The sequence below is a fragment of the Aromatoleum petrolei genome (assembly GCF_017894385.1).
Lineage (GTDB): Bacteria > Pseudomonadota > Gammaproteobacteria > Burkholderiales > Rhodocyclaceae > Aromatoleum > Aromatoleum petrolei.
In genome coordinates this window covers 2277873-2303547 of the sequence record NZ_CP059560.1, presented here as the reverse complement: position 1 = coordinate 2303547, position 25675 = coordinate 2277873, and the positions used below count along the sequence as shown (strand labels likewise).

At 66.1% G+C, this 25675-nt stretch carries 27 protein-coding genes; 23 read left to right on the top strand and 4 right to left on the bottom strand.

Annotated features, from left to right (window positions below; all coding sequences use genetic code 11):
• Positions 1-81: 81 nt before the first annotated feature.
• From fliW to ToN1_RS10495, 9 genes are all read left to right on the top strand, one after another.
• Positions 82-525 (top strand): flagellar assembly protein FliW, encoded by a 444-nt coding sequence (gene fliW / locus ToN1_RS10535; RefSeq protein ID WP_169207383.1) that lies wholly within the window; start codon positions 82-84, stop codon positions 523-525.
• A gap of 96 nt (positions 526-621) precedes the next feature.
• The gene (locus ToN1_RS10530) at positions 622-1002 is read left to right on the top strand and encodes a RidA family protein (protein WP_169207382.1); all 381 of its coding nucleotides are present in this window, start codon (positions 622-624) and stop codon (positions 1000-1002) included.
• Positions 995-3043 carry an ATP-dependent DNA helicase RecG gene (gene recG, locus ToN1_RS10525; RefSeq protein WP_169207381.1) on the top strand — a complete coding sequence of 683 codons (2049 nt, stop codon included), beginning with the start codon at positions 995-997 and terminating at the stop codon, positions 3041-3043. Before ToN1_RS10530 ends, recG begins: the two co-directional genes overlap by 8 nt.
• A 64-nt stretch (positions 3044-3107) precedes the next feature.
• Complete coding sequence (locus tag ToN1_RS10520; RefSeq protein ID WP_169207380.1) at positions 3108-3665, top strand: chorismate--pyruvate lyase family protein; 558 nt, start codon at positions 3108-3110, stop codon at positions 3663-3665.
• Positions 3662-4549 carry a 4-hydroxybenzoate octaprenyltransferase gene (gene ubiA / locus ToN1_RS10515; protein ID WP_425305832.1) on the top strand — a complete coding sequence of 296 codons (888 nt, stop codon included), beginning with the start codon at positions 3662-3664 and terminating at the stop codon, positions 4547-4549. The genes ToN1_RS10520 and ubiA overlap by 4 nt, the downstream gene beginning before the upstream one ends.
• A gap of 81 nt (positions 4550-4630) precedes the next feature.
• Entirely contained in the window at positions 4631-4882 is a 252-nt protein-coding gene (locus tag ToN1_RS10510) for a hypothetical protein (RefSeq protein WP_169207379.1), read from the top strand.
• A 122-nt stretch (positions 4883-5004) separates the two neighbouring features.
• Positions 5005-5820: an orotidine-5'-phosphate decarboxylase gene (gene pyrF, locus ToN1_RS10505; protein ID WP_169207378.1), complete on the top strand. Its 816-nt coding sequence runs from the start codon at positions 5005-5007 to the stop codon at positions 5818-5820.
• Positions 5821-5843: 23 nt separating this feature from the next.
• Complete coding sequence (gene ubiD, locus ToN1_RS10500) at positions 5844-7334, top strand: 4-hydroxy-3-polyprenylbenzoate decarboxylase (RefSeq protein ID WP_169207377.1); 1491 nt, start codon at positions 5844-5846, stop codon at positions 7332-7334.
• Between the two features lie 78 nt (positions 7335-7412).
• Positions 7413-7829 carry a DUF4870 family protein gene (locus tag ToN1_RS10495; RefSeq protein ID WP_169207376.1) on the top strand — a complete coding sequence of 139 codons (417 nt, stop codon included), beginning with the start codon at positions 7413-7415 and terminating at the stop codon, positions 7827-7829.
• Between the two features lie 138 nt (positions 7830-7967).
• On the opposite strand, the gene dacB is transcribed toward ToN1_RS10495, so the two are convergent.
• Entirely contained in the window at positions 7968-9419 is a 1452-nt protein-coding gene (gene dacB / locus ToN1_RS10490; protein ID WP_169207375.1) for a D-alanyl-D-alanine carboxypeptidase/D-alanyl-D-alanine endopeptidase, read from the bottom strand.
• A 150-nt stretch (positions 9420-9569) separates the two neighbouring features.
• On the opposite strand from dacB, the gene rfbB reads away from it, so the two are divergent.
• The 5 genes from rfbB to ToN1_RS10465 are packed head-to-tail and all read left to right on the top strand — an operon-like array spanning position 9570 to position 13328.
• The gene (gene rfbB, locus ToN1_RS10485; RefSeq protein ID WP_169207374.1) at positions 9570-10634 is read left to right on the top strand and encodes a dTDP-glucose 4,6-dehydratase; all 1065 of its coding nucleotides are present in this window, start codon (positions 9570-9572) and stop codon (positions 10632-10634) included.
• Complete coding sequence (rfbA, locus tag ToN1_RS10480) at positions 10631-11515, top strand: glucose-1-phosphate thymidylyltransferase RfbA (RefSeq protein WP_169207373.1); 885 nt, start codon at positions 10631-10633, stop codon at positions 11513-11515. Before rfbB ends, rfbA begins: the two co-directional genes overlap by 4 nt.
• Positions 11515-12060: a dTDP-4-dehydrorhamnose 3,5-epimerase gene (rfbC, locus tag ToN1_RS10475; protein WP_169207372.1), complete on the top strand. Its 546-nt coding sequence runs from the start codon at positions 11515-11517 to the stop codon at positions 12058-12060. The genes rfbA and rfbC overlap by 1 nt, the downstream gene beginning before the upstream one ends.
• Positions 12057-12950 carry a dTDP-4-dehydrorhamnose reductase gene (gene rfbD / locus ToN1_RS10470; RefSeq protein WP_169207371.1) on the top strand — a complete coding sequence of 298 codons (894 nt, stop codon included), beginning with the start codon at positions 12057-12059 and terminating at the stop codon, positions 12948-12950. Before rfbC ends, rfbD begins: the two co-directional genes overlap by 4 nt.
• Positions 12951-12953: 3 nt before the next feature.
• Positions 12954-13328, top strand: a complete 375-nt coding sequence (locus ToN1_RS10465; RefSeq protein ID WP_169207370.1) for a hypothetical protein — start codon at positions 12954-12956, stop codon at positions 13326-13328.
• Here ToN1_RS10465 and lysA read toward each other — a convergent pair.
• Both lysA and lptM read right to left on the bottom strand, forming a co-directional pair.
• On the bottom strand, positions 13301-14563 hold the full coding sequence (gene lysA / locus ToN1_RS10460) for a diaminopimelate decarboxylase (RefSeq protein ID WP_169207369.1): 1263 nt from the start codon (positions 14561-14563) through the stop codon (positions 13301-13303). The two genes, ToN1_RS10465 and lysA, sit on opposite strands and share 28 nt — an antisense overlap.
• Positions 14560-14730 (bottom strand): LPS translocon maturation chaperone LptM, encoded by a 171-nt coding sequence (gene lptM / locus ToN1_RS10455; RefSeq protein ID WP_169207368.1) that lies wholly within the window; start codon positions 14728-14730, stop codon positions 14560-14562. The genes lysA and lptM overlap by 4 nt, the downstream gene beginning before the upstream one ends.
• A gap of 47 nt (positions 14731-14777) precedes the next feature.
• Here lptM and cyaY point away from each other — a divergent pair, with 47 nt between their 5' ends.
• On the top strand, positions 14778-15101 hold the full coding sequence (gene cyaY / locus ToN1_RS10450) for an iron donor protein CyaY (protein WP_169207367.1): 324 nt from the start codon (positions 14778-14780) through the stop codon (positions 15099-15101).
• 23 nt (positions 15102-15124) lie between these two features.
• Here cyaY and ToN1_RS10445 read toward each other — a convergent pair whose 3' ends face one another.
• Positions 15125-17482 (bottom strand): penicillin-binding protein 1A, encoded by a 2358-nt coding sequence (locus ToN1_RS10445; RefSeq protein WP_169207366.1) that lies wholly within the window; start codon positions 17480-17482, stop codon positions 15125-15127.
• 170 nt (positions 17483-17652) lie between these two features.
• Here ToN1_RS10445 and ToN1_RS10440 point away from each other — a divergent pair, with 170 nt between their 5' ends.
• From ToN1_RS10440 to ToN1_RS10405, 8 genes are all read left to right on the top strand, one after another.
• Positions 17653-18726 (top strand): pilus assembly protein PilM, encoded by a 1074-nt coding sequence (locus tag ToN1_RS10440; protein WP_169207365.1) that lies wholly within the window; start codon positions 17653-17655, stop codon positions 18724-18726.
• On the top strand, positions 18723-19295 hold the full coding sequence (locus ToN1_RS10435; protein ID WP_169207364.1) for a PilN domain-containing protein: 573 nt from the start codon (positions 18723-18725) through the stop codon (positions 19293-19295). The genes ToN1_RS10440 and ToN1_RS10435 overlap by 4 nt, the downstream gene beginning before the upstream one ends.
• Positions 19292-19960 (top strand): type IV pilus inner membrane component PilO, encoded by a 669-nt coding sequence (locus ToN1_RS10430; RefSeq protein WP_169207363.1) that lies wholly within the window; start codon positions 19292-19294, stop codon positions 19958-19960. The genes ToN1_RS10435 and ToN1_RS10430 overlap by 4 nt, the downstream gene beginning before the upstream one ends.
• Positions 19961-19967: 7 nt before the next feature.
• Positions 19968-20483 carry a pilus assembly protein PilP gene (locus ToN1_RS10425; protein WP_169207362.1) on the top strand — a complete coding sequence of 172 codons (516 nt, stop codon included), beginning with the start codon at positions 19968-19970 and terminating at the stop codon, positions 20481-20483.
• Entirely contained in the window at positions 20480-22654 is a 2175-nt protein-coding gene (locus ToN1_RS10420; RefSeq protein ID WP_169207361.1) for a type IV pilus secretin PilQ, read from the top strand. The genes ToN1_RS10425 and ToN1_RS10420 overlap by 4 nt, the downstream gene beginning before the upstream one ends.
• Before the next feature lie 88 nt (positions 22655-22742).
• Positions 22743-23234 (top strand): shikimate kinase, encoded by a 492-nt coding sequence (locus ToN1_RS10415; RefSeq protein ID WP_244861021.1) that lies wholly within the window; start codon positions 22743-22745, stop codon positions 23232-23234.
• 1 nt (position 23235) lies between these two features.
• Positions 23236-24318, top strand: coding sequence for a 3-dehydroquinate synthase (gene aroB / locus ToN1_RS10410; protein WP_169207359.1), 1083 nt, complete (start codon positions 23236-23238; stop codon positions 24316-24318).
• Positions 24315-25439 carry a deoxyguanosinetriphosphate triphosphohydrolase gene (locus ToN1_RS10405; RefSeq protein ID WP_169207358.1) on the top strand — a complete coding sequence of 375 codons (1125 nt, stop codon included), beginning with the start codon at positions 24315-24317 and terminating at the stop codon, positions 25437-25439. Before aroB ends, ToN1_RS10405 begins: the two co-directional genes overlap by 4 nt.
• Positions 25440-25675: the final 236 nt, after the last annotated feature.

Genomic DNA, 25675 nt, shown 5'->3' with positions numbered 1-25675 from the left:
TGCAGGGCAGGCTTCGTCGGCACGGATCGTCGTGCGCGTACGTCAGGGCGCCAAAAGCGGGTCAAATCAGAGGAGGTCTCAATGAAGATCGAGAGTCAGGTGTTCGGTACCGTCGATATTCCCGATGAAAAGGTGATCGAGTTTCCGGCCGGGCTTCCCGGGTTCGAGGACTGCAAGCAATTCGCCCTCGTGCATGAGGATGGATCCACCTCGCCCCTATACCTGCTGCAGAGCTTGGACAATCCTGCGGCCGTGTTCTCGATCACCGGATCGGACCGGCTGGGTGTCAATTACGAGTTCGGTCTCTCGGACGAAGAAGCTGAGCAACTCAAGCTCGCGAATCCTGCCGATGCCTTCGTCGCCGTCATCGTGCGCAAGGACGAAGGCGACGTGGGCAACCCCGCGACCGCCGGGCTGCGTGCGAATTTCATGGCGCCGCTGGTGATCAACGTCGCCGCGCGCCGTGGAATCCAGAAGATCATCACGCGTCTCGGCTGTGACGTGACCCTGCGCGCCGAAAGCTGATCGGCGCACCCTTCCGCGCCCCGGTGCTGGATGCGCCGGGCGTTGTTTCATCCGGCCCCCTGTCGGAATCGTTCGTATTAGCAAAGGAATTCAAGCATGAGCCGCAGCATCATCTCGACCCCCAACGCCCCCGCCGCCATCGGCACCTACTCGCAGGCCGTCAAGGTCGGCGATACCGTCTACTGCTCCGGCCAGATCGGCCTCGACCCCGCGACGATGCAAATGGTCGAGGGCTTCGAGGCGCAGACCGTGCGCGTGTTCGAGAACCTCAAGGCGGTGGCGGAAGCGGCCGGCGGCTCCCTTGCCGATGCCGTGCGCGTGACGATCTACCTCACCGATCTGGCCAATTTCGCCAAGGTGAACGAGGTGATGGCGCGCTACTTCGCCGAGCCCTTCCCGGCGCGCGCCGCCGTCGGCGTCAAGGAGCTGCCCAAGGGCGGCGTGGTCGAGGCCGACGCCATCCTGGTGATTGCTTAAGGATCCGCAAATCTGGGCCGGCATCGGCCCGCAGCTCGCAGGACGGCTGGCGAAGCTCGACATCCGCCGGCCGCAGGACCTCGTCCTGCACCTGCCGCTGCGCTACGAGGACGAAACCCGCCTGACGCCGATCGCCGCCGCGCGTGCCGGCGCGCCGGTGCAGGTCGAAGGCGAAGTGGTGTCCTGCGAAGTCACGCTGCGCCCGCGCCGCCAGCTCGTCGCGCAGATCCGCGACGCCAGCGGCACGCTCACCGCGCGCTGGCTCAACTTCTACCCCTCGCAGCAGAAGCAGCTCGCGCCCGGCCGGCGCGTGCGCGTGTTCGGCGAGGTGCGCGGCGGCTTCTTCGGCAACGAGATGGTCCATCCGCGCGTGCATCCGGTGGAGGAGGGCGAGGCGCTGCCGCAGGCGCTCACGCCCGTCTATCCGACCACCGCGGGGCTCGCGCAGTCGGCGCTGCGCAAGCTCATCGGGCGCGAACTGCAGCGCCCGCCGCCGACTGAACTGCTCCCCGTGCCGCTGCCGGGTGGCCTGCAACTGCCGCCTTTTGCCGACGCGCTGCGCACCCTGCATCAGCCCCCGCCCGACATCGACCCGTACGCGCTCGAAGACCGCGCGCATCCCGCTTGGCAGCGCATCAAGTTTGAGGAGCTCCTCGTCCAGCAGCTGTCGCTGCGGCGCGCCTACAACGCCCGCCGCACGCGCCGCGCGCCGGTCCTGCGCGACAGCGGCAAGCTCACCGGCGCCCTGCTCGCGCAGCTGCCGTTCAGCCTCACCGGCGCGCAGGCGCGCGCGGTCGCACAGATCGGCCGCGACCTCGCCACCCCGCACCCGATGCAGCGCCTGCTCCAGGGTGACGTCGGCAGCGGCAAGACCATCGTCGCCGCGCTGGCGATGCTGCAGGCGGCCGAAAACGGCTTCCAGGCCGTGCTCATGGCGCCCACCGAAATCCTCGCCGAACAGCACTGGAAGAAGCTTGCCGCGTGGCTGGAACCGCTCGGCGTCGGCATCGCGTGGCTGTCGGGCAGCCGGCGCAAGAAGGAGCGCGAGGCCGAGCTCGCCCGGCTCGCGAGCGGCGAAGTCCTGCTCGCCGTCGGCACGCACGCGCTGATCGAGGACCCGGTGACGCTGCCACGTTTGGGCCTCGCGATCGTCGACGAACAGCACCGCTTCGGCGTGCGCCAGCGCCTCGCGCTGCGCGAGAAGGGCGCCGACGCGCTGCACCCGCACATGCTGATGATGTCGGCGACGCCTATCCCTCGCACGCTGGCGATGAGCTTTTACGCCGACCTCGACGTCACCGTGCTCGACGAACTGCCGCCGGGCCGTACCCCCATCCTCACCAAGCTCGTCGCCGAGTCGCGCCGCGACCAGGTCATCGCGCGCGTGCGCGACGCCTGCCTCGGCGGCGCGCAGGCCTACTGGGTGTGCCCGCTGATCGAGGAGTCCGAGGCGCTGCAGCTCAAGACCGCCGTCGAGACCTTCGAGGCCCTGTGCGCCGCGCTGCCGGAGCTGAAGGTGGGGTTGGTGCATGGCCGCATGAAATCCGACGAAAAATCCGTGACGATGGCCGCGTTCTCGGCCGGCGCGCTGCACGTGCTGGTCGCCACGACGGTGATCGAGGTCGGCGTCGACGTGCCCAACGCGAGCCTGATGGTGATCGAGCACGCCGAGCGCTTCGGTCTTGCGCAACTGCACCAGTTGCGCGGGCGCGTCGGGCGCGGCACGAAGGAGTCCGCCTGCATCCTGATCTACGCCCATCCGCTGTCGGAGAACGGGCGCGCGCGCCTGAAAGTCATCTACGAACACAGCGACGGCTTCGCCATCGCGCGCGAGGATCTGCGCATCCGCGGCCCCGGCGAGTTCGTCGGCGCGCGCCAGAGCGGCGTGCCGCTGCTGCGCTATGCCGACCTGGAGGGCGACGCCGATCTCCTGGAGCCGGCGCGCGCCCTCGCCGAACGCCTGCTGCGCGACTCGCCGGACGTTGCGACGCAGCTGATGGAGCGCTGGCTCGGGGGGCGCGAAGGCCTGCTGCGCGCCTGAGCCACCGGGTTGGGCGCGCGATGCCCAACCGGTATCATGCCCGTCGTTCCGTTTCCTCTCCCTCATGCGTACCCGTCCTCACAAAGAAACCTGGCTGAAGCGCCCGCCGCGCGCGACCGTTTCCCGCATGCTCCGCCCCTGGCTCACCGATCCGGACTCGCTCACCGCGCGCATCCGCGCCCGCTGCAGCACTTTGTCCGTGCACGTGCTGCGTCAGCGCCTCGCCTTGCCGCACCGCGACGAGGCGACGCTGCTGGGGCTGCGCCGCGGCGAACTCGCGTGGCTGCGCGAGGTGCTGCTGGTCGCCGACGGCGTGCCGGTGGTGTTCGCGCGTTCGCTATTGCCGCGCGCCAACGTGCGCGGCGCGTGGAACCTGTTCCACGGCATGGGTGCCCGGCCGCTGGGCGCCGCGCTCTTTGCCGACCCGGCGATCAGCCGCCGTGCGCTCACTTGCGCCTGCCTCGACCTCCGCGACGCGCGCTATCATCTCGCTGCCGCGGCACTGGCGCCGAAGGCGATGCCGCCGCGCGTCTGGGCGCGCCGTTCGCTGTTCCGCCTGCACGGCCGCGCCCTGCTCGTCAGCGAGGCCTTTCTGCCCACGATCCTGGACCTGCCCGAATGATGTCTGCGCCGCTTCCCCTGTCCGCCCGCCTGCCCATCTACCTGCGGCTGATGCGCCTCGACAAGCCCATCGGCATCCTGCTGCTGCTGTGGCCGACGCTGTGGGCACTGTGGCTCGCCGCCGACGGTTTCCCGCCGCTGCACATCCTCGCGATCTTCGTCCTCGGCACGGTGCTGATGCGCTCGGCCGGCTGCGTCGTCAATGACTACGCCGACCGCGATTTCGACGGCCACGTCGAGCGCACGAAGAACCGTCCGCTCGCGACGCGCGTGATCGGCACCCGCGAGGCGCTGCTGCTTGCGACGGCCCTCTCTATCGTCTCCTTCCTCCTGATCCTGCCGCTCGCGCCCATCGTGCTGTGGCTGTCGCTGCCGGCGCTGTTCCTCGCCGCGAGCTACCCGTTCATGAAGCGCTTCTTCGCGATTCCCCAGGCCTACCTCGGCATCGCCTTCGGCTTCGGCATCCCGATGGGCTTTGCCGCGGTGCAGGGCGAGGTGCCCGCAATCGCATGGTGGCTGCTGCTCGGCAACATCTTCTGGACTGTCGCCTACGACACCGAATACGCGATGGTGGACCGCCCCGACGACCTCCGGATCGGCATCAAGACCTCCGCGATCACCTTCGGCCGCTTCGATGTCGCCGCCGTGATGCTGTGCTATGCGATCGCCTTCGCGCTGTTCGCCGCCGTCGGTCTTGCCGCGGGGCGCGGCGTACTCTTCTTCGCCGGCCTGCTGGCGGCCTGCGGGATCGCCGGCTACCACTACACGCTGATCCGCGGGCGCGAACGCGCACCTTGCTTCAAGGCCTTCCTGCACAACAACTGGGTCGGTGCAGCCATCTTCGCCGGCCTCGTCCTTGATTACATTGCGTTTCCTGCCGGCTGAACTAGGGTGAACGGACCGTATCGCTGACGGTCGAATACACGTGTCGGGGTCAATTCCGGCACGTCCCCAAAGGAGAACGCAATGAAGAGAAGCCTGTTGTTCGCAGGCCTGTGCGCGATGGCGCTGTCTTCCAGCGCCTTGGCGTTTCACTGCCCCGCGGACATGAAGAAGATCGATGATGCGATGGCGAAGAATCCTATGCTTACGGCCGAGCAGATGACGGAAGTGAAGAAACTGCGTGCCGATGGCGAGGCGCTGCATAAGGCCGGCAAGCATCAGGAGTCGGTCGATACCCTCGCGAAAGCCATGAAGATGCTCAAGATCGACATGTGACCGAGCCGATCCCGAGCCCGGGGGCCGCCATAGCGCGGCCCGTTTTTTTGGGCGACCGCTTTGTGCGCACGCGCTGGCGTCATCCGGCTTATCATTCGCCCCGGACCAATCAGGACGCCTCCATGCACTTCATGACCGCCCTCCGGGCCGCCTGGCAGAACCGCAACAGTCTCCTCTGCGTCGGCCTCGACCCCTATCCCGCGCGCTTCCCCGCCCACCTGCAGGGACGCCCGGACGCCATCCTCGAATTCTGCAAGGGCATCGTCGACGCGACCTCCGACCTCGTGTGCAGCTTCAAGCCGCAGATCGCCTACTTCGCCGCGCAGCGCGCCGAGGATCAACTCGAAGACCTGATCGCCTACATTCACGAGTGCCACCCCGATACCCCGGTGATTCTCGACTCGAAGCGCGGCGATATAGGCAGCACCGCCGCGCAATATGCCGTCGAAGCCTTCGAACGCTTCGGTGCCGACGCGATTACCGTGAATCCCTACATGGGCCGGGATTCCGTCGAGCCCTACCTCGAATACGCCGACAAGGGCGTGATCCTGCTGTGCCGCACCTCGAATCCCGGCGGCAGCGACCTGCAGTTCCTCGACGTCGGTGGCGGCGAGCGCCTGTTCGAGCGCGTCGCGCGCCTGGTCGCGAACGACTGGAACGCGAGCGGCAACTGCGGGCTTGTGGTCGGCGCCACCTTCCCCAACGAGATCGCGCGCGTGCGGCAAATCGTCGGCGACATGCCGCTGCTCGTTCCCGGCATCGGCGCCCAGGGGGGCGACATCGCCGAGACCATGCAGGCAGGCGGCACCGGCGACGGCACCGGCCTGATGATCAACTCCTCGCGCGCGATCCTCTACGCCGGCCAGGGCGAGGACTACGCCGAGGCCGCGCGCCGTGTCGCGCTCGAGACGCGCGACGCCATCAACGCCCATCGCTGAACCGCCGTACCCGAAAGGATTTCATGCGTTACCACGATCTTCGCGACTTCATCGCCCAGCTCGAACAGCGCGGCGAGCTCAAGCGCATCGGCATTCCCGTCGACACCCACCTTGAGATGACCGAGATCGCCGACCGCGTGCTGCGCGCCGGCGGCCCCGCGCTACTGTTCGAGAAACCGGTGACGCACGGCGTGCCGCAGGCGATGCCGGTGCTCGCGAACCTCTTCGGCACCCCTGAGCGCGTCGCGCTCGGCATGGGCGAGGAACTCTCGAACGGCGACTGGCAGACGCCCTTGCGCGAAGTCGGCAAGTTGCTCGCCTTTCTCAAGGAGCCCGAGCCGCCCAAGGGCCTCAAGGACGCCTGGGAGAAGTTTCCGGCCTTCCGCCAGGTGCTCAACATGTCGCCCAAGGAGGTGCGCTCGGCGCCCTGCCAGGAAGTCGTGTGGGAAGGCACCGACGTCGACCTCGCACGGCTGCCGATCCAGCACTGCTGGCCCGGCGATGTCGCGCCGCTGATCACGTGGGGGCTCGTCGTCACGCGCGGCCCCGGCAAGAAGCGCCAGAACCTCGGCATCTACCGCCAGCAGGTGCTTGGCCCCAACCGCGTGATCATGCGCTGGCTCGCGCACCGCGGCGGCGCGCTCGATTTCCGCGAGCACCAGCTCGCGCACCCCGGCGAACCCTTCAAGGTCGCAGTCGTCCTCGGCTGCGACCCCGCGACCATCCTCGGCGCGGTCACGCCGGTGCCCGACACGCTGTCCGAGTACCAGTTCGCCGGCCTGCTGCGCGGCGCCAAGACCGAGCTCGTGCAGTGCCTCGGCTCCGACCTGCAGGTGCCGGCCTCGGCCGAGATCGTCCTCGAAGGCGTGATCCACCCGGACGACACCGCGCCCGAAGGCCCCTACGGCGACCACACCGGCTACTACAACGAGGTCTCCGACTTCCCCGTCTTCACGATCGAGCGCATCACGATGCGCAAGGACCCGATCTACCACTCGACCTACACCGGCAAGCCGCCCGACGAGCCGGCGATGCTGGGCGTCGCGCTCAACGAAGTCTTCGTGCCGCTGCTGCAGAAGCAATTCCCCGAGATCACCGACTTCTACCTGCCGCCCGAAGGCTGCTCCTACCGGCTGGCGGTCGTCAGCATCCGCAAGCAGTACCCGGGTCACGCCAAGCGCGTGATGTTCGGCATCTGGAGCTTCCTGCGCCAGTTCATGTACACCAAGTTCATCATCGTGGTGGACGACGACGTGAACATCCGCGACTGGAAGGAAGTCATCTGGGCGATGACGACCCGTGTCGATGGCTCACGCGACACGGTGATGGTCGACAACACCCCGATCGACTACCTCGACTTCGCCAGCCCGGTCGCGAGTCTCGGCAGCAAGATGGGCATCGACGCGACCAACAAGTGGCCGGGCGAGACGACACGCGAGTGGGGGCGCCCGATCGTGATGGACGCCGCGGTCAAGCAGCGCGTCGATGCGATGTGGGCCGAGTTGGGCCTGTAAAGGCGGGGTTGTAAGATCCGGCTTGTAAAGTCGGACCTGTACGATTCAAGCGGAATCCTCACCACCACGGAGCCAGCCATGCCCGATCACCGGACTGACATCGTCACCGCCGACCTCGGCGGGCTCGTCACGCTCGCACACATCATTTATGGGTTGCACGCTTTCGCGGTCGTCACCGGCGTCGTTGGCTCCGCGACCATCATCGGCAGCTTCGTCGCCAGCCTGCCGTCCATTCTCGCGGTGGTGCTCAACTACATGAAGCGCGACGCCGTGCGCGGCACCTGGCTGGAAAGCCACTTCCGCTGGCAGATCCGCACCTTCTGGTTCGCGCTGCTGTGGATCCTGGTCGCGACCGCCATGGTCGTCACCGTGATCGGCATCCCGTTCGCATTCGTGCTGCTGGCCGGGGCCGGCCTCTGGATCGTCTACCGTGTCATCCGCGGCTGGTTGAACCTGCTGGACCGCAGCACCATGCCGATGCCGACGGACGCCTGAGACCGCATCGCGACGGTAACGGCAGTAAGCGAGCACCAACAACCGTTCGCCTCGAGCCCGTCGACAAAGTCAGGACGGACCTGTCGAAGGGCTTGGGTTTCGACAAAAGCTCAGTCCGAACGGGGCGCGGCCGTTGTGCTATCGGCTTGGCTCCGCCTCCCCGCCCGTTGCCCACACCCATTCCAGCAGTGCGTCCTGCGCGGCCTGGCTGGCCCCCGCCTCGGCGTGGTTCACCATCATCACGACCGCATGGCGCCGGCCGTGCCTATCCAGCACATAGCCGGCCAGGGATTTCACGCCGTTGATCGATCCCGTCTTGATGTGGGCGTAGCCGCGCGCCGGGCTGTCGTGCAGCCGCCCGCGCGCCGTGCCGTCCTCGCCGGCGATCGGCAGCGCGGCGATGAACTCCGGCATGAAGGGGCGCCGCCACGCCGCGAGCAGGACCTCGGCGAGCGTGCGCGCGCTCACCCGCTCGATGCGCGACAGGCCCGAGCCGTTCTCGATCACCAGGCCCGCGGTCGCGATTCCGTCCGCGACGAGCTGTGCCTTCACCGCCTCCGCTCCGCCCGCGACCATGTCCAGGCTCGCCCCGCCTTCCCGTCCCAGCGTCGCCAGCAACTGGCGTGCGATCACGTTGCTCGACCACTTGTTCATCTCGCGCACCACCTCGGCGAGTGGTGGCGAGGTCTCGGTGAGCAGCGTCGCTGCGTCGGCGGGCGTCACGCCGCTGCGCACCGACCCCTCGACCTTACCGCCCAACTCATTCCACAGTGCGGCGACCAGCGCGCGCCCGAAGGCCTCCGGCGATAGCGGGGCGGTTGCCCAGTCGCGCTGCCCGCAGCTTGCCGGCATGCTGCCCGACAGGACCAGCCTGGGTCCCTGCGGCCCCGCCTCGAGCGTCGCCTCGAGATTGCCGTACCACACGCCGCAAGGGCCGGGACCCGTCATGATGCGGTTGTCGATGTCGACCCCCGTCAATGACGGATAGGGCGCAACCCCCACTGCCCGCCCCGGTTCGGCGGGGGGAACCAGGCGTAGCTGCAGCGTGTTGAAGTGCATCAACAAACCGTAGGCACCGCTGTTGTAGGGGCGTAGCGCGCGTCCGTCGAAGGCCGCGGGATCGTGCGGCGGCAGCGCCAGCGCCGAACCGTCGAGTACGATGTCGCCGCGCACGGCCGTGATGCCGAGTGCACGCACTTGGCGCAGCAGGCGCCCGAGCCGCTCGTAGTTCAGCATGGGGTCGGCACCGCCCGCCAGATATAGGCTGCCGTCCAGAACGCCGGCGGCGACCGGCCCCCCCGTCGCGACCCGCGTCGTCCAGGTGAAGGCGGGACCGAGGCGGTCGAGCGCCGCGAAGGCCGTCACGACCTTCATCACCGACGCCGGATTCATCGGTTGCTCGCCGCCGAACTCCAGTTGCGGGGCCGACGCGTCCACGGCCTGCACCCATACCGCCACGTTGCTCGCCGGAATGCGTGCGGCGTCGAGCGCCTGCCGTACCCCTGGCGGCATGGCGGCCGCTTGTGCCGCGGCCAACATGCCGCAGAAGTACAGGGCGGCAAGAAACCGGATTACGTGTTGCGTTGTCATGAGGTGGTCGTCGATATCCTGCAACATTCTCGTGAAGCACGCGTGGGCGCGACGGGTATGCGGTCGCGATACAATCGCAGTTACACGTTGCCCGCGGACCGGCATTTTACGCCGCCGCAAATGCGGCAAGCTGGCTGAAGAGGTGGATCAATGATTCTTGTGACCGGCGGTGCAGGCTTCATCGGCGCCAACTTCGTACTCGACTGGCTGCGCGCAAGCGACGAGCCGGTGCTGAACCTCGACGCGCTGACCTACGCGGGCAACCTCGAGAATCTCGCCGCGCTGCAGGGCGACGGCCGCCACGTCTTCGTGCAGGGCGACATCTGCGACCGCGCCCTCATCGACCGTCTGCTCGCCGAACACCGTCCGCGCGCGATCGTGCATTTCGCCGCCGAAAGCCACGTCGACCGTTCCATCCACGGCCCCGCGGCCTTCGTCCGCACCAACGTCGAAGGCACCTTCACGCTGCTCGAAGCGGCGCGCGAGTTCTGGTCCGGGCTCGACGGGGCGGAGAAGGCGGCGTTCCGCTTCCTGCACGTCTCGACCGACGAGGTCTACGGCTCGCTCGGCCCAAACGACCCGCCCTTCGCCGAAACCAAGGCCTACGAGCCCAACAGCCCGTACTCCGCAAGCAAGGCCGCGTCCGACCACCTCGTGCGCGCCTGGCATCACACGTACGGCCTGCCGGTGCTCACGACCAACTGCTCGAACAACTACGGCCCCTACCAGTTCCCCGAGAAGCTCATCCCGCTGATGATCGCCAACGCCCTCGCCGGCAAGGCCCTGCCGGTGTATGGCGACGGCCGCAACGTGCGCGACTGGCTCTACGTCGGCGACCACTGTGCCGCGATCCGCGAAGTGCTCGCGCGCGGCCGCCTTGGCGCGACCTACAACGTCGGTGGTTGGAACGAGAAACCCAACCTCGAGATCGTGCACACCGTGTGCGCACTGCTCGACGAACTGCGCCCCGACGCGGCCGGCCCGCACGCGCGCCTCATCACCTACGTCGCCGACCGCCCCGGCCACGACCGCCGCTACGCGATCGACGCGCGCAAGATCGAGCGCGAACTCGGCTGGCGCCCCGCCGAGACCTTCGAGACCGGCATCCGCAAGACCATCGCGTGGTACCTCGCCAACCAGGACTGGGTCGCGCACGTCCAGTCCGGCAGCTACCGTGAATGGGTCGAGCGCAACTACGGAGAACGTCGGGCATGAGCACACGCAAGGGCATCATCCTCGCCGGCGGATCCGGCACCCGCCTGCACCCGGCTACGCTGGCCGTCTCGAAGCAGCTGCTGCCGGTGTACGACAAGCCGATGATCTACTACCCGCTGAGCACGCTGATGCTTGCGGGCATCCGCGACATCCTCGTCATCTCGACGCCGCAGGACACCCCGCGCTTCGAGCAACTCCTCGGCGACGGCAGCCGCTGGGGCCTCAGGCTGCAGTACGCCGTGCAGCCCAGCCCAGACGGCCTCGCCCAGGCCTTCCTGATCGGCGAGCAGTTCATCGCCGGCTCCCCATCCGCCCTCGTGCTCGGCGACAACCTCTTCTACGGCCACGAACTCGCCGACGACCTCAGGCAGGCCGGCCAGCGCGCGCATGGCGCGACCGTGTTCGCCTATCCGGTGACGGACCCCGAGCGCTACGGCGTCGTGGAGTTCGATGTCGCAGGCCACGCGATCAGCATCGAAGAGAAGCCGGCGAAGCCGAAGAGCCGCTACGCCGTCACCGGTCTCTACTTCTACGACGAGCGCGTCGTCGATATCGCCCGCGGCCTCAAGCCCAGCCCGCGCGGCGAACTCGAGATCACCGACGTCAATCGCCACTACCTCGAGGCGGGCGCGCTTGACGTGCAGGTCATGGGCCGCGGCCACGCCTGGCTCGACACCGGCACCCATGAAAGCCTGCTCGAGGCCGGCCTCTTCATCCAGACGATCGAAAAGCGCCAGGGGCTCAAGATCGCCTGTCCGGAAGAGATCGCCTGGCGCTCGGGCTGGATCGACGCCGCCCAGCTCACCGACCTCGCCAAGCCGCTCGCAAAGAACGGCTACGGCCAGTACCTGCTGCGCGTGCTCGAAGAGAAGGTGTTCTGATGAAAGCCCTCCCCACCGCCATTCCCGACGTGTTGCTCATCGAATCGAAAGTGTTCGGCGACGCGCGCGGTTTCTTCTTCGAAAGCTACAACGCCCGAGCCTTCCGCGAGGCCACCGGACTCGACGAGCAATTCGTGCAGGACAACCACTCGCGCTCCGCGCGCGGCGTGCTGCGCGGCCTGCACTACCAGATCCGCCAGCCGCAAGGGAAACTCGTGCGCGTCGTGCGCGGCGCGGTGTTCGACGTCGCCGTCGACCTGCGCCGCCGTTCGCCGACTTTCGGCCGCTGGACGGGCGTGGAACTCAGCGAGGACGACCACCGCCAGCTGTGGATCCCGCCCGGCTTCGCGCATGGCTTCGTCGTGCTGTCCGACTCTGCGGACTTCCTCTACAAGACCACCGACTACTACGCGCCGGAGCACGAGCGCTGCCTCGCCTGGAACGACCCGACCGTCGGCGTCGAATGGCCGCTTGCGGGCGAACCGCAACTGTCGGCGAAGGACCGCGAAGGCAAACCCCTCGCCGAATGTGAGGTATTCGAATGAAACTGCTCGTCACCGGCGCCAATGGCCAGGTCGGCTGGGAACTCGCGCGCAGCCTGATGCCGCTCGGCGAAGTCATCGCGCTCCACCGCAGCCGCTGCGACCTGTCGCGCCCCGAGACGCTGGCCCCCCTGGTCGCCGAGCTCGCGCCGGACGTCATCGTGAACGCCGCCGCCTACACGGCCGTCGACAAGGCCGAATCCGAGGAAGCCCTCGCGACCACCATCAACGGCACGGCGCCCGGCGAACTCGCGCGTGCCGCGAAGGCGGCGGGCGCGCTGCTGATCCACTACTCGACCGACTACGTGTTCGACGGCACCAAGTCCGGCCCCTACACCGAGGACGACCCCGTCGCGCCCGTCAACGCCTACGGCCGCAGCAAGCTCGCCGGCGAAATGGCAATCCGCGAGGCAGGTTGTGACCACCTGATCCTGCGCACCACCTGGGTCTTTGCCGCGCGCGGCGGCAACTTCGTGCGCACGATGCTGCGCCTCGGCGCCGAGCGCGAACAACTGCGCGTCGTCGCCGACCAGCACGGCGCACCGACCTGGGCACGCAACATCGCCGACGCCACCGCGCTCATCCTCGCTCAGGCGCAGCACGAGCGGCGTGGAGGCGCGTTCGCGTCCGGTATCTTCAACCTCGCCGCGGCCGGCGAAACAAGCTGGCACGGTTTCGCGGAAGCGATCTTCGCCGAGGCCCGCAGTGCATTGCCGGATACTGCGTTGAAGGTCGCGAGTGTCGAACCGATCCCGGCGTCCGCGTATCCGACGCCGGCCGCACGTCCGGCCAACTCGCGCCTGTCCGGGGGCCGGCTCGCTACGCGTTTCGGCATCGGCATGCCGCACTGGCGGGACGCGTTGCGGCGCTGCCTCGAAGACATCGCGCGCTGAGCCATGAGCGGGTTCGAACATTTCGAGCGTGATGCCTTCGAGCTGGAGCGCGAGATCCTCAAGCGCGGTTTGCTGCTCAAGCTCGACTGGGACGACGCGGCCATCATGCGCAAGCTCGCGCGCGAAGCCCTCGAAGGTGGTCCCGACCACACGCAGGCGCTACTCGCCGACCCGGATGCCCGCCTGCGTGCACGCGGCGAGCTTTTCGCGTTGGGCGTGCTGATGCTGCGCGTGATGGAGGAGAGCGCCGATACCGGGGTGCACACCCACGGTGGACCGGCCTGGAAGGCCTTCGGCCGCGCCCTCATCCTTGAGGCGCAGGCCGAAGGTAAGCCGGTCGATTCCCGCGCTCAGCTCAACGGCGATTCGAGCGCGTAGAGTGACTCGACGGCCTCGCGCTGGCGGATGAGGTGAATGCGATCGCCGTCGACCATCACCTCGGCGGCTCGCGGACGCGTGTTGTAGTTCGAACTCATCGCCATGCCGTAGGCCCCGGCCGACAGCAGCGCCACCAGATCGCCCGCCTCGACGGCCAACTCGCGGTCGTGGGCGAGGAAGTCGCCGCTTTCGCAGATCGGCCCCACGATCTCGTAGTTCTTCGCCACCCCCGCACGCGGCTGCACCGCGACGACCTCATGGTAAGCGTCGTACAGCGCCGGGCGCGCCAGGTCGTTCATCGCCGCGTCCACGATCGCGAAGTTCTTCTCCTCGCCCGGCTTCAGGTACTCGATGCGCGTCAGCAGCAGGCCGGCATTGCCGACCAGCGAGCGGCCGGGCTCGAAGCACAGCTCCTCCGTGCGCCCCTCGAAAAGCTTCAGCACCGGCGCGAGATATTCGGCGACCGAGGGCGCCTGCTCGTCGCGGTACCGGATGCCCAGGCCGCCGCCGAGATCGATGTGATCCAGCGCGATCCCCTCGTCGGCGAGGCGATCGACCAGCGCGAGTACCTTGCCTGCCGCTTCCGCGATCGGCGCGGGGTCGAGCAACTGGGAGCCGATGTGGCAGGCCACGCCGCTCACGCGCAGGTGCGGCAGGCTCGCCGCGCGGCGGTACAGGTCCGCCGCCGCGTCGATCGCCACGCCGAACTTGTTGCTCTTCAGGCCCGTCGAGATGTAGGGATGGGTCTTCGGATCGACATCCGGATTCACTCGGAACGCGATCGGCGCGACCTTGCCGAGCTCGCCGGCGACCTCGTTGAGGCGGTCGATTTCCGCTTCTGACTCGACGTTGAAGCAGCGGATGCCGGCCTGCAGCGCCAGGCACATCTCGTCGCGGCTCTTGCCCACGCCGGAGAACACCACCTTGCCGGCCTCGCCGCCTGCGGCCAGCACGCGCGCGAGTTCGCCGCCCGACACGATGTCGAAGCCCGCCCCCAGCTGCGCGAACACCGACAGCACGCCGAGGTTCGAATTCGCCTTGACCGCGTAGCACACCAGGGCGTTGCGGCCGGCAAGCGCGTCGCGGTAGGCCGAGAACGCATCGGTCAGCGCGCTCCGCGAATAGACGTAAACAGGCGTGCCATGCTGTGCGGCGATCGCGGCGAGCGATACGCTTTCGAGCTGAAGGCCGTCATTGCCCTCGGTCAGGGTCGGGATCGGAAATCGGGAGGTCATCGGGAGTCGTCGGCAGCCTTGGGTGCTTTGCTATGATCGACGCCGGCGGCGGGAGCCGCCTTGGCCGGTGCGGGCGGAACCTGGGGCAGGTAAAGCGGCCCCTTGATCCCGCAACCGCTCAGGGCAATGGCACAGCACAGCGCGGCAGCGGTCGGAATGGCTCGCATGGTGTCGTCGGTCGTAAAAAACGGAAATGCTAACAGAAGGAGCCAACATGGAAGAATCGGCGTTCAATGCGCTGGCCGAAGCCGAACTCGCACGCATCGAGGCGGCGCTCGAAAGCTGCGGTGCCGAACTGGACATCGAGACCATGCCCGGGGGCGTGCTCGAGATCGAATTCGAGAACGGCAGCAAGATGGTCATCAACCGCCACTCCGCCGCGCGCGAGATCTGGGTCGCCGCGAAGGCCGGCGGCTTCCACTTCCGCCCCGATGCCGGACGCTGGGTCGCGACCCGCGACGGCGCCGAACTCTACGCGCTGCTGTCCCGGCTGGTCAGCGAGCAGTCCGGCAATCCGGTGGTCGTGGTCGCCAGCTGATCCGCCGGTGGCCCGCCTGCGCTTCAGGGGCGGCGGATCGGCGTCGGCGAGCGTTCGACCACGGGGGCGGGTGCGGCGGCGGGCCGGGTCTGGGGCAGTGCCTCGTCGGGCGCCTCCGAGGGCAGGGGGAGGTTCTCGATGCCGGCCGGAATCATGATGGGTTCCGCGGGCAGGTTCTCGGCATAGATGAACTCCTCGCGTCCCGAGCCGGTATTGATCGCCAGCAGCCCCTCCGGGCGCGGCGGGAATTTCTCCGGCAGGCCCTTCAGCGCCGTCCGCATATAGTTCACCCACATCGGCAGTGCGGCAGAACCGCCGGTCTCGCCGCGGCCGAGGTTGCGCGGCTGGTCGAAACCCATCCAGCTCACCGCAACCAGATCCGGGTGATAACCGGCGAACCACGCGTCCACATAATCGTTGGTGGTTCCCGTCTTCCCCGCCAGGTCGCTGCGCTTGAGTGCAAGTGCGCGCGTCGCGGTGCCGCGCCGGATTACGTCCTGCATCATCGAATTCATCAGCCAGGCGTTGCGCGGGTCGATCACCCGCGGCGCGCTCTCGCCGGCAACCGGCGGGTCGATCTTCGCGACCACGTGTCCCTGGCCGTCGATCATTTCCTTCACGACATAGGGCTCGATGCGGTAGCCGCCGTTCGCGAACACGGCGTATCCGGCCGCCATCTGCCACGGCGTCGCCATCCCGGCGCCCAGCGCCATCGTCAGGTAGGGCGGATGCTGGGCCGCATCGAAACCGAAGCGGGTGACGTAATCCTGTGCATACTCGGGCGTGATCGAGCGCAGCAGGCGGATGGAGATCATGTTCTTCGACCGCGCCAGGCCCTCGCGCAGCGTCATCGGCCCTTCGTACTTGCCGTCGTAGTTCTTCGGCTCCCAGTCCTTGCTTCCCGTGATGCCTGCCGGGAAAAACAGTGGACCATCCTCCTCGACTGAGCTCGGGGAAAAACCGCGCTCGAGCGCAGCCGAGTAGATGAAGGGCTTGAAACTCGATCCCGGCTGGCGCAATGCCTGGGTCGCATGGTTGAACTTGCTCCGATTGAAGTCGAAGCCGCCGATCAGCGCCCGCACCGCACCGGTGTTCGAGTCCACCGAGATCAGCGCCGCCTCCACGTCCGGCAGTTGCGCGATCTCCCAGCCCTTCTCTCCGAGGTTGCGGATGCGCACGATCGCCCCGCGCCGAAGCCTGCGAGCCTGCGGTGCACGCTCGTTGAGCATCGGGGCCGCAAACGTCAGTCCTGCGCCCGAGATCTTCAGGATCTCGCCGTGGCGATAGACCGTGACTGCCTTCGGCGATGCCTCGAGAACCAGCGCGGCGAGCAGGTCATCGTAGTCCACCGCTTCGGAGAGCAGTTCGTCGAGCCGCTCCTCGTCGTCCGCCTTGATACCGTTCAGGTCGACGAAGCTCTCCGGGCCGCGATAACCATGCCGCCGGTCGTAATCCATCACGCCCTGCCGTACCGCCTTATACGCGGCCTGCTGCTCTTCGCGCGTCACTGTCGTGATCACGCGGATGCCCGAATCGTAAGCCTGATCGCCGAACTGCTCGACGGCCAGCTGGCGCGCCATTTCGGCCACGAAGTCGCCGCGCAGCGGAGTCGAGGCCGAGCGTCCGTTGGCCAGTACCAGCGGTTCCGCGCGGGCCGCCTCGAAGGTCTTCTGGTCGATGAAGCCGGCTTCGACCATGCGCCGCAGCACGTAATGCTGGCGCTGGGTCGCGCGGCGCGGGTTGGCGATCGGGTTGTAGGCCGACGGCGCCTTCGGCAGCCCTGCGAGCATGGCCGCCTCGGCCACGGTGATGTCCTTCAGCGGCTTGTCGAAGTACGCACGAGCCGCCGCCGAGAACCCGTACGAGCGCTGGCCGAGGTAAATCTGGTTGATGTAGAGCTCGAAGATCTGGTCCTTGCTCAGACTGCGTTCGATGCGCAGTGCCAGGAGAATCTCGTAGAGCTTGCGGTTGAAGGTCTTTTCCCGCGTCAGGAAGAAATTGCGCGCCACCTGCATCGTGATTGTCGATGCTCCCTGGCCACGCCCGCCCGACACGACGTTCGCAATCGCCGCGCGTGCGATCCCGATCACATCGATACCGGGGTGTTCGTAAAAGCGCTCGTCCTCTGCCGCGAGGATGGCCTGCTTCAGAACTGCCGGGACCTCATCCATGGTCACGACGACGCGCCGTTCCTCGCCGAATTCCCCGAGTAGATATCCATCTGACGTGTATACTCGCAGCGGAATCTTCGGGCGGTAATCGGTCAGAACGTCCAGCGAAGGCAGGTTCGGCCATGCGAATGCCGAGACAGCCGCGATGGTGGCCGCGCCGAGAACGAAGAGAGCCATCAGTGCCGCGAGGGGATACAAAACCCAGCGCATCGGGAATCCAGAAAGGGAGGGGAGGAGCGCGATTATACGTTTGCGCACCCTGAGCCTCCAAAGCATCCGCCGCCGTCTGTGTTTGCACTCGCAACACTTTGTTGCTAGCATCTGAGAAGCTTATTCAGTATCGGCGCCTAACATAAAGAAATTTAAGGGTTTTCTTTGTGATGGACTTCTCCCTGTTTCGCCCCAAGGCGCGCCAACTGGTCGGCCTCGATATCTCATCTTCATCCGTGAAGATGGTCGAGCTGTCAGAGGGCGAAAAGGGTGCATACCGCATGGAGCGGTATGCCATCGAATCCCTGCCGCGTGATGCCGTCGTCGACGGAAACATCGCCAATCTCGAAGGCGTGAGCGAGGCCGTATCGCGCGCTGTGCGCCGCATGGGCGGAGGCATCAAGCAGGTGGCCGTCGCGCTCCCCGCGTCGGCGGTCATCACCAAGAAGATGATCCTGCCGGGTGGCCTGCGTGACCAGGAAATGGAGCTCCAGGTCGAGTCGGAGGCCAGCCAGTACATTCCCTTCGCACTGGACGAAGTCAATCTCGACTTCCAGGTAGTCGGCCCGTCGCCGGGCAGCCCCGAAGAAGTCGAGGTCCTGATCGCGGCATCGCGCAAGGAAAAGGTCGAGGATCGCGTTGCTGTCGTCGAATCTGCCGGTCTCAAGGCCGTCGTGATGGACGTCGAGTCTTTTGCCGCGGAAGCCGCCTTCGAGCTCGTCGCCAAGCAGCTTCCCGGCGGTGGCGTCGACAAGATTGTCGCGGTCATCGACGTCGGTGCAAACGTGATGAACGTCAGCGTTCTGCGCAACGGTCAGCAGCTCTATGCCCGCGAACAGGCATTCGGCGGCATGCAGCTGACGCAGGAGATCGCGCGGCAGTATGGGATGAGCGTCGAGGACGCCGAGTCTGCGAAGCGCACCGGCGGGCTGCCTGAGGATTACGAGCGCGACCTGATGCGGCCCTTCATGGACAGCCTGGCGCTTGAAGTTTCGCGGGCCCTGCAGTTTTTCTTCACGTCCACCCAGTTCAACCAGGTCGACCACATCGTCCTCGCAGGCGGCTGCTCGGTCATGCCCGGTCTGTCCGACGTGGTCGCCGGTCGTACCCAGGTTCCGTCCATCGTCGCCAATCCCTTCGTCGGGATGTCGCTGTCGTCGCGCGTGCGACCCAAGAATCTGCTGGCCGATGCACCGTCGTTGATGGTTGCGTGCGGGCTGGCGCTCCGGAGATTCGATTCATGATTCGAATCAATCTGCTGCCCCACCGGGAACTGAAGCGCCGTGAACGGCGCCAGCAGTTCTACGTCGTGTCCGTCGCGATGGTCGCGGCCGGCCTGCTGGTCGCGCTGATCGTGCATACCGTCATCGCGGGCTATGTCGAGCGTCAGGAACGCCGCAACGACTTCCTCAAGGCCGAGATCACCAAGCTCGATGCCCAGATCGCCGAAATCAAGCGTCTGCGCGAGCAGATCGACGCCCTGCTGGCGCGCAAGCAGGTCATCGAATCCCTGCAGACGACGCGGGGCCAGGCGGTGAACGTCATGAACGAGTTTGCCCGGCGCGTGCCCGATGGCGTGTATCTGCGGTCCATCAAGCAGACCGGGCCGAAGATTGCCCTGCTCGGCTACTCGCAGTCCAATTCGCGCGTGTCGGCACTGATGCGAAGCCTCGATGAATCGCCCTATCTCGCCAATCCGGGCCTGGTCGAAATCAAGTCTGCATCCGTGAACAAGCGGCGGGTCAGCGATTTCGCGCTCAATATCGGCATCGAGGGGCCCAAGGCCGAAGGCGATCAAGGGGCCAGAAAATGAATCCCGGGAAACTCAAAGGCATCGATTTCGAGCGGCTCTCGCAGGATTTCAAGGGGCTCGATCCCAACGATCCCGGCGCGTGGCCGCTGGCACCGCGCATCGCGGTGTTCGCCGCGTTGCTGGTCGCCGTCCTTGCGCTCGCATGGTGGTTCGACTGGCGCGATCAGGTGATGCTTCTCGAGCAGCGTGAGGCTGACGAGGTGCAACTCCGCAACGACTGGGTGACGAAGAAGAAGCTCGCCGTGAATCTGGATGCCTACAAGCTCCAGCTCGAGGAGACCGACCGCCAGTTCGGTGCGCTGCTCAAGCAGTTGCCGAATCGCGCCGAAATGGACTCGTTGTTGTCCGACATCAACCAGGCCGGCGTGGGCCGCGGGCTGCAGTTCGAGCTCTTCAAGCCGGGCGTCGAAGCGGTCAAGGATTTCTATGCCGAGATGCCGATCGATGTCCGCATCGTCGGTGCCTATAACGATCTCGGTGCATTTGCCGAGGATGTGGCCCGGATGCCTCGAATCGTGACGCTGGACAACATTGCCATCGAAACACTCAAGGACGGCGGGTTGAAGCTGGAAGCAAAGGCCGTCACGTATCGCTACCTCGACGAAGAGGAGCTCGCGCAAAAGCGCCAGCAGGAGAAGGCCGCGAAGGCAAAGGGAGGCAAGTGAGAAAGCCATGAAACGCCTTCTGATACTTGCAGGTGCCCTCGTCCTGTCTGCCTGCGCAGGCGACCAGGAGGACATCCAGGGCTGGATGGTGGAGCAGGAAAAGGCGATGCCCCAGATGATCAAACCTCTGCCCGAGGTGAAGCCCGCTCCGGTCGTGAAATACGAAGCGGAAGGTGCCGCAGACCCCTTCGTCGCGAGCCGCATCGAGCCGGAAACCAAGACCTCCCGCCGCGGCGGTCCTGATCTCGATCGCAGGCGCGAGCCCTTGGAATCCTATCCGCTCGAATCCCTGCAGCTCGTCGGCGTGATCACCCAGAACAAGAAAGTGCACGCACTGGTGCGCGCCGACCAAAACCTGCACCAGGTGAGGGTCGGCAACTACATGGGACAGAACTTCGGACTGGTGACGGCGATCACGGAGTCGGAAGTCACCCTGAAGGAACTGGTTGAAGACATGAACGGCGATTGGGTCGAGCGCATCAGCACATTGCTGCTGCAGGAGCAGCAGGAGGTTCGGAAATGAATATCAAACGCACGATTGCGCTGCTGTGTGCGGCGTTCACCCTCGTTGTTCCTGCGCCCGCCGTCTTTGCGCAGGCCGCGTCATCTCAAACCCAGGCCGCGACGAACCGCATCGAAGATCTCGAGGTTTCCCGGCAAGGGGGGGCGGTACTGCTGAAACTTACGCTCAAGGAGCCGCTCGCCGCGCCGCCGGCGAGTTTCAGCGTTGCGAACCCTGCACGGATCGCATTCGATTTCCCCGGCACGGTCAATGGCCTGGGTCGCAGCGTGCAGGAAATCGACCAGGGCGACCTGCGCAGCGCCAACATCGTGCAGGCGGGCGACCGCACGCGCCTCGTCCTGAACGTCACCAAGGTGACGCCGTTCGAGTCGCGAATCGAGGGGCGCTCCGTCATCATTTCCCTCGGTGCCGCCGCTCCGGTCGGTGCGACGACCACCCAGGTGTCACAGGCCATGGCCAATTTCGCGCCGTCGAAAAGTGACGCGGTCGCCGAGGGCAGCAGCATCCGGGACATCAATTTCCGCCGCGGCAAGGATGGTGAAGCCCGGGTGGTCGTTCAACTGTCGAATCCCGATGCGGGCATCGACATTCGTCAGCAAGGCGGCGGACTGGTTGTTGAATTCCTGAAGACCTCGCTGCCCGAACACCTTCGCCGCCGCTCCGACGTCACCGACTTCGCTACCCCTGTTACCTCCATGACCGCGCAGCAGCAGGGCGACAACGTCCGCCTGCAGGTGACCCCCAACGGCAAGTGGGAGCACAACGCCTACCAGAGCGACAACCAGTTCGTGCTCGAAGTGCGCCGAGTGGTCGAGGATCCGAACAAGCTCGTCCAGGGTGCCGCACGCGGCCAGTACAAGGGTGAGAAGCTCTCGCTGAACTTCCAGAACATCGACGTCCGGTCCGTGCTGCAGGTCATCGCGGACTTCACCAACTTCAACATCATCACCAGCGACTCCGTACAGGGCAACCTCACGCTGCGCCTCAAGGATGTGCCGTGGGATCAGGCCCTCGACATCATCCTGCAGGCCAAGGGCCTGGACATGCGCAAGTCGGGCAACGTCATCTGGATCGCCCCGGGTGAGGAGCTTGCGACGCGCGAGAAGCTGCAGCTCGAAGCGAAGGCGCAGATCGGCGATCTCGAGCCGCTGCAGACCGAGAGCTTCCAGATCAACTACCACAAGTCCAAGGAAATCTTCGATTTCCTCAAGAGCAAGGATCAGACGATGCTGTCCAAGCGTGGCAGCGTCGTAGTGGATGAGCGGAGTAACCGGCTGTTCGTCACCGATGTCGCCAGCCGACTGGCAGCCCTTGCGAGCCTCATCAAGGACATCGATATCCCGCCCCGCCAGGTCATGATCGAGGCGCGCGTCGTCGAGGCAAACAAGGACTTTGCGCGCGATCTCGGTGTGCGTCTCGGCTATGGCGATCGCCGCGCAAAGAACCTCGGCGACGGCGCGAAGATCGGTTTCGGTTCGTCCGAATTCGGAAGCTTCAACTCCCAGACGGGCGAGATCAGCACCGATCCGGATACGCCGATCAACACGATCATTCATCGAGTCGGCGAGAACGCGGTCAGTGGCAACGGCTTCCTGCCTACGAACCCGTTCGGTGCGCTGAACCTGACCTTGTTCAACCGGTCCCTGACGCGTTTCCTGAACCTCGAGTTGGCAGCGCTGGAGTCCGATGGTCGCGGGCGCGTCGTGTCGAGCCCGCGCATCCTCACCGCCAACCAGGTCGAAGCGACGATCAAGCAGGGTCAGGAAATTCCCTACGTCACGCCCTCGAGCGGTACCGAGCCGCCGACGGTCAGCTTCAAGGATGCAGTCCTGATGCTCAAGGTGCGTCCGCAGATCACTCCGGACGGTCGCATCCAGCTGAAGGTCGAGGTGAGCAAGGACAGGGCCGACTTCTCGCGCAGCATTCTCGGCAATCCGCCCATCGACAAGAAGAGCGTGACGACCGAAGTAATGGTCGAGAACGGCGGAACGGTCGTGATCGGCGGCGTGTTCGAGGAAGAGGAGACGACCAACGTGGATCGCGTTCCATTGCTCGGCGAGATTCCCTATCTCGGCGCCCTGTTCCGCTCGACGACTACGCAGACAGCACGTCGCGAGCTGCTGGTATTCCTGACGCCGCGTATCGTTGCGGACACGCTGACGCTCAAGTGATCGGCGTACGCGCAGGCTCGTTGGCCTGCTGTATAGTTGCTGGCATTACGTATCGGATGCCGGTTTGGTGTTAGTGATTCTGGTTGGCATGATGGGCGCCGGGAAGACCACGGTTGGTCGTGAGTATGCCCGGCGTCATCGCATGCGCTTCATCGATTGCGATCACGAGATCGAGGCTCGCACGGGGGTCAAGGTCTCAACGATCTTCGAGATAGAAGGCGAGGAAGGTTTCAGGCGGCGCGAGACTCAGCTCATTGATGAGTTGACGCACGAGTCCGACCTCGTGCTGGCCACCGGCGGCGGGGTCGTGCTCAATCCGGACAATCGCGCGATCATGTCCGAGCGGGGTATCGTCGTTTACCTCAACGTCCCGACCTCGGTTCTGTGGGAGCGTACGCGGCATGACCGCAACCGGCCGTTGCTGCAGGTGCCCAATCCGCGCGAGCGCATCGAAACGCTCTACCGCGAACGTGATCCTCTGTACCGTTCCGTCGCGGACATCATCGTCGATGGCGGCCGCGGCAACCCCGGGGGGATGGTGCGGGTGATCGAGAAGGCCATCGATAACTTCAAGAAGTGATATGCGTACCCTGAATGTGGCCCTCGGCGACCGCAGCTACCCGATTCACATCGGTCGTGGCCTCCTCGCCGACCCTTCGCTGATAGTTCCCTTCCTCAGGACGCCGCGCGTCGCGATCGTCACCAATGACGTCGTCGGGCCGCTTTACCTTGATCCGCTGCAGAGCGTGCTGCGCGACAGCGGCGTGCGCGTGCACGCCGTGACCTTGCCCGATGGCGAGGTGCACAAGGACTGGCCGACGCTGAACCTGATCTTCGACATGCTGCTGGAGGCGCGTTGCGAGCGCTCAACGACCCTCCTGGCCCTGGGCGGCGGGGTCGTCGGCGACATGACGGGATTTGCAGCGGCGACGTACCAGCGGGGCGTGCCGTTCATCCAGATCCCGACGACGCTGCTGTCGCAGGTCGATTCGTCGGTGGGCGGCAAGACGGCGATCAATCATCCGCTCGGCAAGAACATGATCGGCGCGTTCTACCAGCCGAAACTCGTGCTGGCCGACACGGCCACCCTCGAGACGCTGCCGGCGAACGAACTTGCGGCAGGCCTGGCGGAAGTGATCAAGTACGGCCTGATTCGCGATCCGGCGTTCTTCGAGTGGCTGGAGTCGAACGTCGAGCGCCTGGTCGCGCGCGAGCCCGAGGCGCTGGCGTTCGCGATCGAGCGCTCCTGTGCGAACAAGGCCGAGGTCGTCGCCGCCGATGAGACCGAACAGGGCGAGCGCGCGCTTCTGAACCTCGGTCACACTTTCGGCCATGCGATCGAAACCGGCATGGGCTATGGGGCCTGGCTGCACGGCGAGGCCGTCGCGGCAGGAACCATGATGGCGGCGGAGCTTTCGGCGCGGCTGGGGTGGTTGAGCGGTGATGAGGTTGCGCGGATCGAGGCGCTGCACCGCCGCGCGGGCTTGCCAGTGCATGGCCCGCGGCTTGACGCATCACGCTATCTGGCGTTGATGGCCCACGACAAGAAGGTCGAAGCCGGGCGGTTGCGGCTGATCCTGTTGCGTGGCATCGGCAGGGCGGTCATCCACGCCGATGCCACGCCCGAGGCGATCGCGGCTGCCATCGAAACGCGCTGCGCATGATGGCGCTGGCTGCCTGGGCGGTTACCGAAGCGAATTCGCGCGGGCGAGTTCATCCCGAGCCGTCGCCGGGCATACGTACCGAGTTCCAGCGCGACCGCGACCGCATCGTGCATTCGAATTCCTTCCGGCGGCTCGAGTACAAGACGCAGGTCTTCGTCAATCACGAGGGCGACCTGTTCCGCACCCGTCTCACGCACAGCATCGAGGTGGCGCAGATCTCGCGCGGGGTGGCGCGGGCGCTGCAGCTCAACGAGGATCTGGTCGAGGCCGTCGCGCTGGCACACGACCTCGGGCACACGCCGTTCGGGCATGCCGGTCAGGACGCCCTCAATGCCTGCATGAAGGCGCACGGGGGCTTCGAGCACAACCTGCAATCGCTGCGAACCGTCGATCTTCTGGAAGAGCATTACGCCGCCTTCGACGGTCTCAACCTGTGCTACGAGACGCGCGAGGGAATCCTGAAGCACTGTTCGCGTGAGCGCGCCAAGGAGCTGGGCGAGCTTGGACAACGCTTCCTCGACGGCCATCAGCCCTCGCTGGAGGCGCAGCTGACGAATCTCGCGGACGAGATTGCGTACAACAACCACGACGTCGACGACGGCCTGCGCTCCGGGTTGATCACCCTCGAGCAGCTCGACGAAGTCGCCGTTTTCGCGGATGCGCGCCGCGACGCGGAGGGGCGCTGGGCCGGCCTGGGCGGGCGCCGGCTGATCCACGAGACGATCCGGCGCATGATCAACGAGATGGCGCTCGACCTCATCGCCACGACGCGGGCGAACATCGAGGCGGCCGGCGTGCAGTCGCTTGCGGACGTGCGCCATGCCGGCCGTCTGGTCGCGTATTCCGAAGAGCTGGCGCCGCGCTTGCGTGAACTGAAGGCCTTCCTGCGACAAAACCTCTACGCGCACTATCAGGTGCTGCGCATGACGGACAAGGCGCGTCGCATCATCCAGGATCTGTTCGGCGCCTTCATGAGCGATCCTCGCCTGCTTCCGCCGCAGTACCAGATGCGTGCACGCGCCGACACGCCGCGTGCAATCGCCGACTACATCGCGGGAATGACTGACCGCTACGCCATGAAAGAGCACCGCCGCCTCTTCGCCGTTGGCGAAATTCATTGAGGCATCATAGGCTTACCGCAACGCAAAAATTTCTTGAAACAGCGGTTTTGCGGAGGTATATTCCTAAGTCCGCCTGAAAGGTAAGCAGTGGCCGTGTGTCAAGCATCGGCCGAAGGAGCCGGTGTGCGCGCGCATCCCGGCTCTTTTTGACGCCTGCACAATTTTGGTGCGTTATTTGCATGCGGCGCTGCCGTCGCCCGATCAACGCCGGTTTTTTGCCGGCAAACGTGTTGTGT

Coding starts and splice junctions, on each gene's coding strand:
- fliW (WP_169207383.1), top strand. CDS start 82: ATGAAGATCGAGAGTCAGGTGTTCGGTACCGTCGATATTCCCGATGAA.
- ToN1_RS10530 (WP_169207382.1), top strand. CDS start 622: ATGAGCCGCAGCATCATCTCGACCCCCAACGCCCCCGCCGCCATCGGC.
- ToN1_RS10520 (WP_169207380.1), top strand. CDS start 3,108: ATGCGTACCCGTCCTCACAAAGAAACCTGGCTGAAGCGCCCGCCGCGC.
- ubiA (WP_425305832.1), top strand. CDS start 3,662: ATGATGTCTGCGCCGCTTCCCCTGTCCGCCCGCCTGCCCATCTACCTG.
- ToN1_RS10510 (WP_169207379.1), top strand. CDS start 4,631: ATGAAGAGAAGCCTGTTGTTCGCAGGCCTGTGCGCGATGGCGCTGTCT.
- pyrF (WP_169207378.1), top strand. CDS start 5,005: ATGCACTTCATGACCGCCCTCCGGGCCGCCTGGCAGAACCGCAACAGT.
- ubiD (WP_169207377.1), top strand. CDS start 5,844: ATGCGTTACCACGATCTTCGCGACTTCATCGCCCAGCTCGAACAGCGC.
- ToN1_RS10495 (WP_169207376.1), top strand. CDS start 7,413: ATGCCCGATCACCGGACTGACATCGTCACCGCCGACCTCGGCGGGCTC.
- dacB (WP_169207375.1), bottom strand. CDS start 9,419: ATGACAACGCAACACGTAATCCGGTTTCTTGCCGCCCTGTACTTCTGC.
- rfbB (WP_169207374.1), top strand. CDS start 9,570: ATGATTCTTGTGACCGGCGGTGCAGGCTTCATCGGCGCCAACTTCGTA.
- rfbA (WP_169207373.1), top strand. CDS start 10,631: ATGAGCACACGCAAGGGCATCATCCTCGCCGGCGGATCCGGCACCCGC.
- rfbC (WP_169207372.1), top strand. CDS start 11,515: ATGAAAGCCCTCCCCACCGCCATTCCCGACGTGTTGCTCATCGAATCG.
- rfbD (WP_169207371.1), top strand. CDS start 12,057: ATGAAACTGCTCGTCACCGGCGCCAATGGCCAGGTCGGCTGGGAACTC.
- ToN1_RS10465 (WP_169207370.1), top strand. CDS start 12,954: ATGAGCGGGTTCGAACATTTCGAGCGTGATGCCTTCGAGCTGGAGCGC.
- lysA (WP_169207369.1), bottom strand. CDS start 14,563: ATGACCTCCCGATTTCCGATCCCGACCCTGACCGAGGGCAATGACGGC.
- lptM (WP_169207368.1), bottom strand. CDS start 14,730: ATGCGAGCCATTCCGACCGCTGCCGCGCTGTGCTGTGCCATTGCCCTG.
- cyaY (WP_169207367.1), top strand. CDS start 14,778: ATGGAAGAATCGGCGTTCAATGCGCTGGCCGAAGCCGAACTCGCACGC.
- ToN1_RS10445 (WP_169207366.1), bottom strand. CDS start 17,482: ATGCGCTGGGTTTTGTATCCCCTCGCGGCACTGATGGCTCTCTTCGTT.
- ToN1_RS10440 (WP_169207365.1), top strand. CDS start 17,653: ATGGACTTCTCCCTGTTTCGCCCCAAGGCGCGCCAACTGGTCGGCCTC.
- ToN1_RS10435 (WP_169207364.1), top strand. CDS start 18,723: ATGATTCGAATCAATCTGCTGCCCCACCGGGAACTGAAGCGCCGTGAA.
- ToN1_RS10430 (WP_169207363.1), top strand. CDS start 19,292: ATGAATCCCGGGAAACTCAAAGGCATCGATTTCGAGCGGCTCTCGCAG.
- ToN1_RS10425 (WP_169207362.1), top strand. CDS start 19,968: ATGAAACGCCTTCTGATACTTGCAGGTGCCCTCGTCCTGTCTGCCTGC.
- ToN1_RS10420 (WP_169207361.1), top strand. CDS start 20,480: ATGAATATCAAACGCACGATTGCGCTGCTGTGTGCGGCGTTCACCCTC.
- ToN1_RS10415 (WP_244861021.1), top strand. CDS start 22,743: ATGATGGGCGCCGGGAAGACCACGGTTGGTCGTGAGTATGCCCGGCGT.
- aroB (WP_169207359.1), top strand. CDS start 23,236: ATGCGTACCCTGAATGTGGCCCTCGGCGACCGCAGCTACCCGATTCAC.
- ToN1_RS10405 (WP_169207358.1), top strand. CDS start 24,315: ATGATGGCGCTGGCTGCCTGGGCGGTTACCGAAGCGAATTCGCGCGGG.